Origin of the sequence: Micromonospora ferruginea, assembly GCF_013694245.2 — a bacterium.
In the GTDB taxonomy this organism is placed as follows: Bacteria; Actinomycetota; Actinomycetes; order Mycobacteriales; family Micromonosporaceae; genus Micromonospora; species Micromonospora robiginosa.
This window is the reverse complement of sequence record NZ_CP059322.2, coordinates 5,465,271-5,478,658: the sequence shown is the minus strand read 5'-3', so window position 1 is coordinate 5,478,658 and position 13,388 is coordinate 5,465,271. Positions and strand designations below refer to the sequence as shown.

At 72.7% G+C, this 13,388-nt stretch carries 12 protein-coding genes and 1 pseudogene; 7 read left to right on the top strand and 6 right to left on the bottom strand.

The features are described from left to right. Positions 1-49 precede the first annotated feature (49 nt). From H1D33_RS24320 to H1D33_RS24300, 4 genes and pseudogenes are all read left to right on the top strand, one after another. The gene (locus H1D33_RS24320; protein WP_181570960.1) at positions 50-1,393 is read left to right on the top strand and encodes a glycosyltransferase 87 family protein; all 1,344 of its coding nucleotides are present in this window, start codon (positions 50-52) and stop codon (positions 1,391-1,393) included. Then, positions 1,390-2,022 (top strand): phosphoribosyltransferase, encoded by a 633-nt coding sequence (locus H1D33_RS24315; RefSeq protein WP_181570961.1) that lies wholly within the window; start codon positions 1,390-1,392, stop codon positions 2,020-2,022. The genes H1D33_RS24320 and H1D33_RS24315 overlap by 4 nt, the downstream gene beginning before the upstream one ends. A 23-nt stretch (positions 2,023-2,045) precedes the next feature. Beyond that, positions 2,046-2,430 (top strand): annotated as a pseudogene (locus H1D33_RS24305) (TFIIB-type zinc ribbon-containing protein). Between the two features lie 96 nt (positions 2,431-2,526). Beyond that, complete coding sequence (locus tag H1D33_RS24300) at positions 2,527-3,210, top strand: maleylpyruvate isomerase N-terminal domain-containing protein (protein ID WP_181570963.1); 684 nt, start codon at positions 2,527-2,529, stop codon at positions 3,208-3,210. A gap of 6 nt (positions 3,211-3,216) precedes the next feature. Here H1D33_RS24300 and dnaB read toward each other — a convergent pair whose 3' ends face one another. After that, positions 3,217-4,620, bottom strand: a complete 1,404-nt coding sequence (gene dnaB / locus H1D33_RS24295; RefSeq protein ID WP_181570964.1) for a replicative DNA helicase — start codon at positions 4,618-4,620, stop codon at positions 3,217-3,219. A gap of 392 nt (positions 4,621-5,012) precedes the next feature. On the opposite strand from dnaB, the gene H1D33_RS24290 reads away from it, so the two are divergent. After that, positions 5,013-6,524 (top strand): hypothetical protein, encoded by a 1,512-nt coding sequence (locus tag H1D33_RS24290; protein WP_181570965.1) that lies wholly within the window; start codon positions 5,013-5,015, stop codon positions 6,522-6,524. Between the two features lie 66 nt (positions 6,525-6,590). Here H1D33_RS24290 and rplI read toward each other — a convergent pair whose 3' ends face one another. From rplI to rpsF, 4 genes are all read right to left on the bottom strand, one after another. Continuing rightward, on the bottom strand, positions 6,591-7,037 hold the full coding sequence (gene rplI / locus H1D33_RS24285; RefSeq protein WP_181570966.1) for a 50S ribosomal protein L9: 447 nt from the start codon (positions 7,035-7,037) through the stop codon (positions 6,591-6,593). Between the two features lie 14 nt (positions 7,038-7,051). Next, positions 7,052-7,291 carry a 30S ribosomal protein S18 gene (gene rpsR, locus H1D33_RS24280; protein WP_007073789.1) on the bottom strand — a complete coding sequence of 80 codons (240 nt, stop codon included), beginning with the start codon at positions 7,289-7,291 and terminating at the stop codon, positions 7,052-7,054. 41 nt (positions 7,292-7,332) lie between these two features. Next, positions 7,333-7,869, bottom strand: a complete 537-nt coding sequence (locus H1D33_RS24275; protein ID WP_175441301.1) for a single-stranded DNA-binding protein — start codon at positions 7,867-7,869, stop codon at positions 7,333-7,335. An 80-nt stretch (positions 7,870-7,949) separates the two neighbouring features. Beyond that, entirely contained in the window at positions 7,950-8,240 is a 291-nt protein-coding gene (rpsF, locus tag H1D33_RS24270; protein ID WP_088643630.1) for a 30S ribosomal protein S6, read from the bottom strand. 637 nt (positions 8,241-8,877) lie between these two features. Between rpsF and H1D33_RS24265 the strand changes: the two genes are divergently transcribed. Both H1D33_RS24265 and H1D33_RS24260 read left to right on the top strand, forming a co-directional pair. Then, positions 8,878-9,660 (top strand): deoxyribonuclease IV, encoded by a 783-nt coding sequence (locus H1D33_RS24265; RefSeq protein WP_181570967.1) that lies wholly within the window; start codon positions 8,878-8,880, stop codon positions 9,658-9,660. Continuing rightward, positions 9,657-11,648, top strand: a complete 1,992-nt coding sequence (locus H1D33_RS24260) for a hypothetical protein (RefSeq protein ID WP_181570968.1) — start codon at positions 9,657-9,659, stop codon at positions 11,646-11,648. Before H1D33_RS24265 ends, H1D33_RS24260 begins: the two co-directional genes overlap by 4 nt. A gap of 58 nt (positions 11,649-11,706) precedes the next feature. On the opposite strand, the gene H1D33_RS24255 is transcribed toward H1D33_RS24260, so the two are convergent. Beyond that, entirely contained in the window at positions 11,707-13,266 is a 1,560-nt protein-coding gene (locus tag H1D33_RS24255; RefSeq protein ID WP_181570969.1) for a glycosyltransferase family 87 protein, read from the bottom strand. Positions 13,267-13,388 lie beyond the last annotated feature (122 nt).

Here is a 13,388-nt window from a genome sequence, read left to right as displayed (position 1 = left end):
CGGCACCGACCCGGCCGGAGGACACCCGCGGTCTGCCAGACTGGCCCGCGTGACCGCCAGCCCCACCACCCGCCGCTGGTCGACGCTCGACGGCGCCGCCGGCGGCCTCGCCCTCGACCTGGCCCTCTACGGCGCCGCCACCGTCTTCGCCGCGGTCACCGCCGCCACCTCCACGCTGCCACCGCACCGCGCCTGGGGCACGGTCGCCACCGTCGGGTACGCGCTCGCCACGCTCGCCGTGACCCTCCAGCTCCTCGCCCGCCGCCGCGACCCCGGCACCCGCCTGGCCGGACTGCCCGCCCGGTGGACGGTCACCGGGCTCACCTGGGCCACCACCGCGCTGCTGCCGGTCGTCACGCAGAGCATCCAGCGGGCCGCCGGACGCACCGACCGGGCGCAGGAGGAGGTGCTCGTGGTCGAACACGCCGGCACCCGCCTCGCCGAGCACGGCACCCCCTACCTCGGACCCGACGCGATCGCCGCCCTGCCACCCGGCGAGCAACTCCTCGGCTACACGCCCTACCAACCCGGCATGGCGCTGTTCGGGCTGCCCCGGGCCGCGACCGACGCCTGGTGGACCGACGCCCGCGTCTGGTTCGCCGTCGCCACCGCGCTCGCCCTCGTCGCCCTGGTCGCCACGCTGCGTCCACCCGCCACCGGCCCGGGAACACCCCGCCGCGCCGCCGCGCTGCTGCGCGCCGTCCAGGCCGCCACCGTCCTGCCCGTCTGCGCGCTCACGCTCGCCACCGGCGGCGACGACCTTCCCGTACTCGCGCTCTGCCTGCTCGCGCTCGCCCTCGCCGCCGCCGGCCGGCCCGGCCGCGCGGGCCTCGCGGTCGGCGCCGCGGGCGCCCTGAAACTCTTCGCGCTGCCGATCGCGGTCGTGCTGATCTGCTGGGCCGCCACCCGACGGGCCGGCGCCCGCACCGCGCTCGGCGCTCTCGGCCTGCCCGTCCTCGCCCTCGTCCCGGTGCTGCTCGTCGACTCCGACGCCCTGGTCGAGAACGTGCTGCGCTTCCCGCTCGGCCACGGCCTGGTCACCAGCCCCGCCCAGTCCCCGTTCCCCGGTCACCTGATCGCCGAGACGCTCCCCGCCGGCCGGGTGGTCGCCGCCGCGCTGCTCGTCGCGGTCGGCCTGGCGATCGCCGTCCGGCTGCTGCGCCGCCCGCCCCGCACCGCCGCGACCACCGCGGCCGTCTGCGGGTACGGGCTGCTCGCCGCGATCCTGCTGATGCCCTCCACCCGCTTCGGCTACCTGCTCTACCCGATCGCCCTGCTCGTGCTCGCCCCGGCGCTGGCGCTCGCCGAAACCCGGATCCGGGACACCGGCCGAACGGCATTCCCGGCAACCACCCGGCACGATCCGGTCGAAAGGCGTACACCTGAGACATGACCACCTACCGCGACCGGGCCGAGGCGGGACGGGACCTCGCCGAGCGCCTCACCGACCTCGCCGGTCGGCCCGACGTCATCGTCCTCGGCCTGGTCCGCGGCGGCGTACCCGTGGCCCGGGTGATCGCCGACCGCCTCAACGCCCCCCTCGACGTGCTGGTCGTCCGCAAGCTCGGCGTGCCCTGGGCGCCCGAGGTGGCGTACGGGGCGCTCGGCCCCGGCGGCGTTCAGGTCCTCAACGAGGCGGTCGCCGGCCGGATCAGCGAGAACGACCGCGCCCAGGTCCGCCGACGTGAACAGGCCGAACTGGACCGACGCGAACAGCGCTACCGCGGCGACCGGCCGCCGCTGGACCTGACCAACCGCACCGCCGTCGTCGTCGACGACGGACTCGCCACCGGCGCCACCGCCCGCGCCGCCGTCCAGGTCGCCCGCCACCTCGGCGCCGCCCGCGTGCTCGTCGCCGTCCCGGTCGGCTCCCCGCAGGCGTACGACATGCTCGCCGCCACCGCCGACACGGTGGTGAGCTGCCAACTTCCACCCGACTTCGCCGCCGTCGGCGCCTACTACGACGACTTCCACGAGGTCTCCGACGACGAGGTGACGCAGGCGCTGACCGCCATCGCGTGAAATCACCCGGTACCGTCGATGGCATGCAGCTCATCTGTCCCAAATGCCGTGCCGAGATGCGCCAGTACGAGCGCAGTGGAGTAATCATCGACCAGTGCGGCGAATGCCGCGGCATCTTCCTCGACCGGGGCGAACTCGAGAAGCTGTTCGACGCCGAGGCGAACTGGAACCGGCAGCACGGTGGCGGCGCCCCGCAGGCCGCCTCCGCCGGGGCCGGCTACCCGCCCCCGCCGCCGCCCGCCGCCGCCCCGCACCAGCCCGGTTACGGCACCGTCCCCCGCCCCTCCGCCGCCCGGCCACGGCTATGCGCAGCCCGCGTACGGCCACGGGCAACAGCAGCACTACGGCTACCACGGCCACTACCGCCGGAAGAAGAAGCACGGCTTCCTCGGCGAGCTCTTCGACTGAGCAAGGTAAGGAGGGGGCCCTTGTTAACGCCTGGGCGATAGCAGGGGCCCCCTCCTAACCGTGCCGACCGGCGCGTGCCGTGGCAGGCTGCACCCCATGAGCCCGATCCGGCAGCACGAGGCGCTGGCCCAGGCGTACACCGGCATCACCGCCGCCGTCAGCCCACTGGACGACGCCGGCCTGCAACGACAGACCCGCTGCCGGGGCTGGCTCGTCGCCGACCTGCTCTTCCACGTGCTCTGCGACGCCCAACGCGCGCTCGTGGCGCTGGCCAGCCCGGCACCCGGCCCGGCCGACGTGGACGACGTCAGCTACTGGCGGGCGTTCACCCCCGGCGGCGACGACGGGGCCGACGCGAAACACGCGTGGTGGGCCCGCCGCTCGGCCGCCGCCTTCGACCGTCCCACCGGCGTGGTCCGGATCTGGTCCGACACCGCCCCGGCCGCCGCCCGCGCCGCCGCCGCAGCCGACCCGGACGGATGCGTGACCACGCAGGGGCACGTGCTGCGCGTACCCGATTTTCTCGCCACCCTGACCACCGAGGCGGTCGTGCACCACCTCGACCTGGTGGTGGACCTGCCGGACGCGCCGCTGCCGGCGGCGGACCCGACGCGGGTGGCGGTGACCACGATGGACGGGCTGCTGCCCGACGAGGCGGTATGCCCGGCCGGCTGGGACGACCACGAGTATCTGCTCAAGGCCACCGGGCGGGTGCCGCTGACCGACCGGGACCGGTTCGAGCTGGGCGAGGCGGCGGGCTGGTTCCCCCTGCTCGGCTGACCGGGCTCAGACGATGGCCATGTCCACGAAACGCGACAGGTGTAGCTGGGCCGCAACCGTCACCGTGTCGGTCGGACCATTTCTGTGCTTGGCAACAATGAAGTCCGCCTCCCCGGCTCGCGGCGACTCCTTGTCGTAGTAGTCGTCGCGGTGCAAAAGAATAACAACGTCAGCATCCTGCTCAATAGATCCCGATTCCCGCAGATCGGACAACTGGGGACGCTTGTCGGTACGCTGCTCGGGGCCACGGTTTAGCTGGCTGACCGCGATCACCGGGCACTCGACCTCCTTGGCCAGCAGCTTCAGGCCACGGGACAGGTCCGCGACCTCCTGCTGCCGGCTCTCGGTGCGCTTCGGTGACGTCATGAGCTGGAGATAGTCGACGACGATCAGCTTCAGGTCGTGCTTCTGCTTCAGCCGACGTGCCTTCGCCCGGATCTCCATCAGGTTCATGCTCGGGGTGTCGTCGACGAAGAGCGGCGCCTCGCTGATCTCGCCCATGCAGCGGGCCAGCTTGGTCCAGTCGTCGTCGGAGAGCTGTCCGCTGCGAAGAATGTGCAGCGGTACGCGGGCCTCGGCCGAGAGGAGTCGCATGACGATCTCGACCTTGCTCATCTCCAGCGAGAAGATGGCCGCCGCCTGGTTGGCGCGAATAGCCGCATTTCGGGCGAAGTCCATTGAGGCGGTCGATTTTCCCAAACCGGGCCGCCCGGCCACGATGATCAATTGGCCCGCGTGCAGGCCGTTGAGCAGCCGGTCGAGGTCGGTGAAGCCGGTCGGCACGCCGGTCATCACGCCACCCTGGGCGCCGACCGCCTCGATCTCGTCCAGCGTCGGCTGGAGCATGTCGGCGAGGATCGCGAAGTCCTCGCTGACCCGCTTCTCGGTGATCTCGTAGACGGCCTGCTGGGCGAGGTCGACGATGTCGTCCACGTCCCGGCTGCCGCTCGGGCCGGTGCCGTAGCCGAGCTGCACGATCCGGGTGCCGGCCTCGACCAGCCGGCGGAGCACGGCCCGCTCGCCGACGATGCGGGCGTAGTAGGCGGCGTTGGCCGCGGTGGGCACGCTCGCGATCAGGGTGTGCAGGTAGGGAGCGCCGCCGATCCGGGCGAGGTCGCCGGAGTCGGCGAGCGCCGCCGCCACGGTGATCGGGTCGGCGGGTTCGCCGCGACCGTAGATGTCGAGGATCGCGTCGAAGATGGTGGCGTGCACCGGGCGGTAGAAGTCGTTGGTCTTGAGGATCTCCACGACGTCCGCGATGGCGTCCTTGGAGAGCAGCATGCCGCCGAGGACGCACTGCTCGGCGGCGACGTCCTGGGGCGGGGTCTTCTCGAAGGACGCGTCCCGGCGCGGCGGCTCGGACGGTTGTCCCCCGGGCCGTTCCGCGCGCGTCTCGTCGGTGACCGACACGGGTCCCCCCTTGCTGCGTCGGATCGAGTCCAGCTCTATCGCCGGGGTATGACAACTTCCGCCGACCCTCCGGTCGATCGGGGGTCATCGCCCGGCGGTCGCTGGCCACGATACGGATCCCGAGGTCAGCCACCAACACAGTCGGTGGACGAGCCTCGGGACAACCTGTGGACGCAGGGGCGCCGGCATGTGCGCAGGGTGTGCACAGGGTGTGGAAAAGTGATGGGGAATTCCGGGCCTATCGCTCCTGACCTGGGCTTTTCCCATCCCCACCCTGTGGACGGAAGATTTCAGGTCGAGCCTTGTCGCCGTTCGTCCCGTACTATCGCTGCGAACGGCTGCACCTGGACAGCGGATTGCACTTTCGGGTTGAGAAGGGTCACGCTCCGGCCGTGAGACACCGGGACTGGGCAAGCGGGGAGGACACCCCGCGCGAGCGCCGGCCGAGCGGTTCCTGGGACACCTCCGGCGGTCCGCGCGAGGTCGACAGGTACGCGCCGGAGCGCCACCGCACTCCGAGCCGGCGGCGGGCGATCGAGCGTGGCCAGGACGAGCCGGTGGACGCGTACCTTCCGCGGTGGGCGGTCGAGTCGGGGATCAGCCGGGCCGACGGTGGTGGCCGGCACGCCGCTCCGGACGACGACGCCGGCGACGAGGTCGAGTCGCCGTCCTCGGGTGGTGGTTGGCGCGCCGACGCCGGGTGGCGGCAGGACGGCGGCCGGCGTGAGCTGCGGGCCATCGGCGCCGCGCCGGTGTCGGACCACACCGCCGAGTGGACGCTCGACGTCCCGCAGGAGCGGGGGTACGTCGGGAGCCGGCGGGCCGAGGGCGAGGAAGACCCGGTGTCCGGCTCGGTCCCGCGGAGCCGGCCCCGCCGGGCGGCCACCCGCAGGCCGGAGGTGACCTGGTCGGGGCTGCCGGAGGAAGTGAGACCGGCTGCTGATCCCGGTGGGTGGGAGGCCGAGCGGCCGACCCGCCGCAGCCGGCGGTCGACGTCGGGTTCCTCCTGGCCGCCCCCGGCGGTCGACCCGTGGGAGCGGGGCCGGGCCGCCGAGCCGGCGCCGGTGGAGCAGCCGCCGGCGGTCGACCCGTGGGACGCCTCGGGCGTGCACGCGTGGGGTCGGCCGGCCTCCGGGGACCGGTGGGAGCGGCCGGAGGACCGGTGGGACCGCACCGAGCACACCGGCCAGTGGGACCGGTTCACCGACACCGGTCACCTCGACCGGGTGCGGGACACCGGCGACCGCTACCCGGCGGTCGACCCGTGGGACCGTACGGCGCCGCCGGTCCGGGAGGGTTGGGCGTCGCCGGAGCGGGCCGAGGAGTTCTGGTCGGGCACCCGCCTGGCGGGCGACGATCCGCGCTGGATGGAGACGCCGACCTCGGCGCCGCGCTCGCCGATGGTCGCGTACCCGTCGCCGCGCCCGCGGGCCGCGCCCCGTCGCCGGCCGGTGGAGCCGGTCGGGGCGGGTGGGTCCGCGTTGCGGCGGGGGATGGACACCATCGGCGGCGGCTCGTGGGGCCGGCGGCTGGAGGACGACCTGCTGGACCCGGATCCGGGTGGTCCGCTGCGACCGTTGGTCTACACGGCGGCCTGCTACCTGGTGCCGGCGGTGCTGCTCTTCCTGGGCCTGGTGTTCCTGGACGGGCAGGCGCCACCGGGGTGCGTGACCGACATCAGCGGCGGCGGTTGTGACTCGCCGCGGGCGCACGCGTTCGCGTCGTTGTCGGCGGCGGCGCCGCGGTTCGGGCTGGCGCTGGTGAGCAGCCTCGTGGTGGCGGTGCTGCTGCGTCAGGTCGGGACGACCTGGCGGTCGGCGACGGTGGCGTTGGCGGCGGCCGTGGTGGGTGGTGGCCTGTCCACGGTGGTGATCAGCGCGGTGACCGGGCAGGCGATCGGCTGAGGCGGGCATGCGGAAGGGGCCCGCACCGGACAACCGGTGCGGGCCCCTTGCGTCGTGCGGTGGGTGTCAGCCCTTGACCACGTTCAGGTCAAACTTGGCGGTCACCTCGGGGTGCAGCCGGATGCTGACCGGGTAGGCGCCGAGCGACTTGATGTGGCCGGGCGTCTCCAGCCGGCGACGGTCCAGGCTCGGGCCGCCGGCCGCCTTGACGGCGTCGACGATCTCGGCCGGGGTGACCGAACCGAAGAGCCGCCCGCCGTCGCCGGCGCGGGCCTTCAGGTTGACCTTCAGGCCCTCGAGCTGGCCCTTGATCTCGTTGGCGTGGCCGAGGTCGCGGACCTCGCGGGCCGAGCGGGCCCGCTTGATGACCGTGACCTGCTTCTCGGCGCCCTTGGTCCAGGCGATCGCGAAGCCCTGCGGCAGCAGGTAGTTACGGCCGAAGCCGTCCTTGACCTCGACGATGTCGCCCGGAGAGCCGAGGCCGGACACCTCCTGAGTGAGGATGATCTTCATGTCCGTGCCTCCCCTCAGCGTGCCGTGGCCGTGTACGGCAGGAGCGCCATCTCGCGGGCGTTCTTGACCGCACGGGCGATCTGCCGCTGCTGCTGCGAGGTCACGCCGGTCACCCGTCGAGCGCGGATCTTGCCGCGGTCGGAGATGAACTTGCGCAGCAGCGCGGTGTCCTTGTAATCGATATAGGTGATCCCGTCCTTGTCGAGCGGGTTCACCTTCTTCTTCGGCTTGCGCAGTGCCGCAGCCTTCGCCATTGCTCTTGCTCCTGGTTTGCGATCGCGGGCGCTCGGCGCCATCAGAACGGGGGCTCCTCGTCGAAGTTTCCGCCGCCCGAACCAGCGCGGGAGGGGGCCGGGGCAGCCGAGGCCCAGGGGTCGTCGAAGTTGCCTCCGCCGCCGCCCTGGCCACCACCGCCACCACCGCCGAAGCCGCCGCCTCCGCCACCGGAGCGGGACATCTTCTGCACCTTCGCCGTGGCGTAGCGCAGGGACGGGCCGATCTCGTCGACCTCCAGCTCGATGACGGTGCGCTTCTCACCCTCGCGGGTCTCGTACGACCGCTGGCGAAGCCGGCCGGACACGATCACCCGGGCGCCGCGCTGCAGCGACTCGGCGACGTTCTCGGCGGCCTGGCGCCAGACCGTGCACGAGAGGAACAGCGGCTCGCCGTCCTTCCACTCGCCGGACGCCTTGTCCATGAACCGGGGCGTCGAAGCGACCCGGAACTTGGCGACCGCGGCACCGGAGGGGGTGAACCGCAACTCGGGGTCATCGGTCAGGTTGCCGATGACCGTGATGGTGGTGTCTCCTGCCATGACCATCTCCTCGCGCACTCATCGTTGTGCCGTACAGGCTCTCAGAGCCCTCCGACAGCGCGGATGAGGCTTGATCCGGACGTGCCGGGTCTAGATGCTCAGCGCATCTCCGGGCGAATGACCTTGGTGCGCAGCACCGACTCGTTGAGTCGGAGCTGACGGTCCAGCTCGGCCACGGCCTCCGGCGTCGCCTGGAGGTCGACGACGGCGTAGATGCCCTCGGCCTTCTTGTTGATCTCGTACGCGAGGCGCCGGCGGCCCCACACGTCGGTCTTCTCCACCGAGCCACCCGCGGTCCGGATCACGTTCAGGTACGTGTCGAGAGACGGGGCGACGGTGCGCTCCTCGAGGCTGGGATCGAGGATCACCATGACTTCATAGTGACGCAAGACGTGCTCACCTCCTGTGGGCTAGGCGGCCACGGTCCTTCCGTGGCAGGAGGTCGTGCGTCGTTGCCCGCCCGATGCCGGGGGAACCCGGCCGGACGCGGACAACCGGACCAGGATAGCCGGTCCGGACGATCATGCCGGGGCCGGTGGTCCGGGTGGCTCCGGAGGCGGTGACAGGGGCCCACCTCCGGCGTCGCGCGCCGAGAAGGTGGACCCCTGTCCACGGGGCCGCGGGGCGTCCCGTCCGCATTCCTTGGGTGGGACCTGGGGAGGAACGACCACACCGATGAGGTTGGATCGAGGACGCCCCGCGGAGCTTTATCATGTTGTTGCCTGGTCTGACCATACAGCGGCTCTCGTCACCACTTGGGGTAAATGAAGAAATTCGTCCACCTGACCGATTGCGGTGTCGCCGCTGAGCGGATCGCGCCCCGTCGTGCCGGGCCGCACGGCGGGGCGTCCCGTTGCCGGGGGCCTTGCCCACCCGTCCCGTGCTGTGGACCACGTCCGGGTGGAGCGTCGACCATCGATCCCACCTCGCACAACGACCGCCGGGCCGGGTGGTGACGCGTCCGGGAACCGCGACCACCCCGCGTGCGCGCACCGCGCGTCGCAGGGGCGACGTAGGCTGCCCTGCATGCGTATCGGAGCCCACGTCGATCCGGCCGACCCACTGGCCGAGGCGGCCGCCCGGGAGGCGGACGCGGTGCAGTTCTTCCTCGCCGACCCGCAGGGCTGGAAGGCCCCGAAGCCGCGCGAGGACGCCGAACGCCTGCGCACCGCCGACGTCGACCTCTACGTCCACGCGCCGTACGTGATCAACGTGGCCACGCTCAACAACCGGATCCGCATCCCCAGCCGCAAGCTCCTGCTGGGCCACGCCACCGCCGCCGCGGCCGTCGGCGCGAAGGGGCTGATCGTGCACGGCGGCCACGTCACCGCCGGCGACGACCTCGCCAAGGGCTTCGACAACTGGCGCAAGACCTTCGCGTACGCGGCCGACTCCGGCGGCTTCCCGCTGCCGGTGCTGATCGAGAACACCGCCGGCGGTGACAACGCCTGCGCCCGGCACCTCGACGCGCTGGCCCGGCTCTGGGACGCGCTCGGCGACCACGAGGTCGGTTTCTGCCTCGACACCTGTCACGCCCACGCCGGCGGCGAGGATCTGCTCGGCCTGGTCGACCGGGTGAAGGCCATCACCGGCCGGATCGACCTGGTCCACGCCAACAACTCCAAGGGCGCCTTCGACTCGGGCCAGGACCGCCACGACAACCTCACGGGCGGCACGATCGATCCCGAGCTGCTGGTCGCGGTCATCCGGGCGGCCGGCGCACCGGTGATCGTCGAGACCCCGGGAGGCGTCGAGGGCCAGGCGTCCGACATCGCGTTCCTGCGCGGGCAGCTGGGTGCCGGGGCATGACCACGGAGCAGTCCGGCGCGACCGGTGACCGGTCCGGCGCCGACCCGCAGCCTGCGGTCGGGAACAAGGCCGACGACGCGAGCGCCGCCGAGCACAAGGACAAGGCCGACGGTACGGACAGCGCCGACGCCCGCGCCGACAAGGACAAGTCCGGCGGTACGGGCAGCGACGACAAGGCCGGCAGCGACGGCAAGGCCGACAGTACGGACGGCGACGAGCCGGCGGATCGTTGGACCGCGTTCGGTCCGGCGCCCGAGCCGGTGCTCGGCCGGGCTCGACGGGTCGCGCGCGCGGTGGGCCGGTTCCTGGTGCACGAGTGGACGCTCGCCGCCGTCGCCACGCTGGCGCTGGCCGCCGCGATGACCTGGCCCACGCTTCGCTACCCGCGCTACACGCTGCCGCAGGACTACTGGGACCCGAGCCTGCAGGCGTGGCAGATGGCCTGGTCCGGGCACATCCTGCGCACCGACCCGGCGATGCTGTGGCACTCCAACACGTTCTTCCCGGAGAACTGGAGCTTCGCGTTCTCCGACACGCTGCTCGGATACGCCCCGGCCGGCCTGATCGGGGTCGGCCCGGAGCAGGCCGTGCTGCGCTACAACATCATGTTCGTGCTGGCGCACGCGCTCGCCGCGTTCGGGGCGTACGCGCTGGCCCGGCAGCTCGGCGCGGGCCGGATCGGCGGCGCGGTGGCCGGCGTGAGCTTCGCGTACGCGCCGTGGCTGCTGGCCCAGGCCGGGCACCTGCACATCATCTCCAACGGTGGCATCCCGCTGGCGCTGGCCATGCTCGCCCGCGGTCACGGTTGGTCGCTGCGCCACGGCTACCGTCCGCGTCGCCGGCACGCGGGGTGGGCGTTGGCCGGTTGGCTGGTGGCGGCCTGGCAGCTCAGCCTCGGCTTCGGCATCGGGTTGCCGTTCGCCTACCTGCTGGCCGGCGTCGGGCTGGTCGCGGTGGTGCTGTGGTTCGTCCGCCGGCGTCGGGTGAAGCGCCCGTTCGGGCGGCGGCTGTTCCTGGCCGACCTGGCCGGCGCGCTCGTCTTCGCCGCCGTGGGCGGGTTGCTGGCGATTCCGTTCTTCAAGGTCGCCGAGCTGCACCCGAACGCGGCGCGCACGCTCGCCGAGATCCAGCTCTACTCCCCGCCGGCCAGCGGTTTCTTCACCGCGCCGGCCGAGTCCCGGGTCTGGGGCGAGCTGCACGAGGGGGCACGGGCGGCGCTGCCGTGGCACCCGGAGATGACGTTGCTGCCGGGCTTCGCGCTCTACGCGCTGGCCGCCGGTGGGTTGTTCTTCTCGGTCTGGCGGGTCCGGCACCGGCTCTTCCTGCTCGCCGGGGTGCTGGTGACGATGGCGCTGGCCATGGGCACCCGGTTCCTCGACGGCCGGTTCACCTACGTGCTGCTCTTCGACTACCTGCCGGGTTGGAACGGGCTCCGGACGCCGGGTCGGATGATGCTCTGGACGACCCTGCTGCTCGGTCTGCTCGCGGCGGGCGCGGTCACCGCGTTCTGCGCCCGGGTGCGTGAGTTGGCCGCGGAACGGGTCCCGCCGTGGCCGGGCCCGTGGCTGCGGCTGGCCACGCTGGTGCCGTTGGCGCTGGTGCTGGTCGAAGGGTTGAACGTCACCCCGCACCCGGTGGTGCCGCAGCAGCCGGCGGCGATGCGCACCGTCGACGGCCCGATGCTGGTGCTGCCCAGCAGCCAGAACCTGGATCAGCCGGTGATGGTCTGGTCGACCGACCGGTTCCAGCGGATGGTCAACGGCGGCAGCGGCTTCACGCCGGACTCCCAGGCCCGGGTCCGCGACGCCACGGTCAGCTTCCCCGACTACGCCAGCGTCGACTACCTGCGGCAGATCGGGGTCAAGAACGTGGTGGTGCTCCGGGACGAGCTGGGCGGCACCCCGTGGGAGGGGATGCTCGACCGGCCGGTGGAGGGGCTGGGCGTGACCCGGGAGCAGGTCGGCGAGGCGGTCGTCTACCGGCTGTGAGGCCGGCCGCGCCGAGGACCGCGCGGCGCGGCCGTGGTCCCCGCCGGTCCCTCACCGGTCAGGCGGGCACGGGTTCGGCGGGGCGGTCGGCGGTGGCACCGGCACGCCACCGCTGGTGCCAGGGCGCGTCGGGTGCGCCGTCGAGCAGCCCGCCGTCGGGGTCGTCGGCGTAGGTCTGGCGCACCGCGTCCCGCTCCGGTCGCACGATGTCCCGGATCACGAAGCCGCAGAGGACCGCCACGGTGACCAGGCGCAGGGTGGACGCCAGCACGAAGACGCCCTCGGGGAACACCGGCCGGGACGTGGCGGTGCCGAGCAGTTCGCCGTAGAAGGCGGCGAAGTAGCAGACCTCGGCGAACTGCCAGGCCAGGAACGCGCCCCAGCGCGGCCGGGCGAGCACCGCGAGCGGCAGCAGCCAGAGCACGAACTGCTGCGACCAGACCTTGCTGAAGATCAGGAAGGCGGCGACGACGAGGAAGGCGACCTGCGCGAGCCGGGGCCGGCGCGGGGCGAGCAGCGCGAGCGCGGCCACGCCGAGGCAGGCCAGCCCGAAGAGCAGGTACGACACCCAGTTGAGCGCGGAGATGTTGGCGTTGAGCCACTCGAACGGCCCGAGTTCGCCGGGGGCGGACGGGCTGATCCGGCCGTCCAGGTAGCGGCCGATGTACCAGAGCGTGCCCCAGTCGATGGGGCGGGTGGTGTTCAGGTCGAAGAACCGGCCCCAGCTCTCCCGGTAGGGAATGGCCACCGGCAGGTTGACCGCGACCAGGGTCACCAGCGCGGTGCCGGTGGCGACGAGCCCGGCCAGCAGCCGGCCGGCCCTTGCGGTGAGGACCAGGATCGGGCCGAGGAGGAACAGCGGCCACATCTTCGCCGCGCCGCCCAGCCCGAGCAGCACGCCGGCCAATCCGGGCAGCAGCATGCCGTACCGGTCAGGTCGGGCGCGCGCCCAGGCGAGCAGCCCGAACGCGGCCAGGCCGACGGCGAGCAGGTCCCAGTTGACGGTGGCGGTGAGCACCAGGGCCGGGGAGAGCGCGAACAGTGCCGCGTCCCAGGGTCGTCGTCGGCGCAGGTTGAGGATGACCGCGACGGTGGCGACCGCGAGCGCGCCGAGCACCAGCGCGTTGAGGTTGTAGAACCACTGCCCCTGGTTGATGCCGGGGTTGTCGACGCCGAGGGCGTGCACCGGCAGGCCGAGCGCGCCCATGAAGTAGCCGGTGAGCACCGGGTATTCCACCGGGTGGTCGGCGTAGGGGACCTTGCCCTCGTTGAGCCCTTCGGCGTAGTAGAGCGCCAGCACGTCGGTGTAGCACATCCGGGTGTACTGGACGTTGTTCTGCCAGGCGCCGTCCTGGCAGGGGGACTTCTGCACCCAGTGCAGGGCGAGCGTGAGGCAGACCAGGGCCAGCACGATCCGCGCCGCGGTCCAGAATCGACCCTCGCGACCGGCCGGCCGGTCCAGAGCGGTGGCGTGGTCACCGAGCGGCCCGCCGATCAGACCGGACGTGCCCCGGACGAACCAGTCCGAGCGGGACGGGTGGTCGGTGGCCGCTCCGGGTCGGGGCGCCTCCCCGGACGAGCCGGGCTCATCGATGCCTGCGGTCGACTGGGTGCTCATGGAGAGGCATCCTGCCGTACGCCGGGGGTGTCCGTCCCGCCGCGCGCGGAGAAATTCCGGTCCGCGGAACGCGGCGGCGGCCGGACCGCTCGGGTCCGGCCGCCGCCGTCAGGTGGTACGCG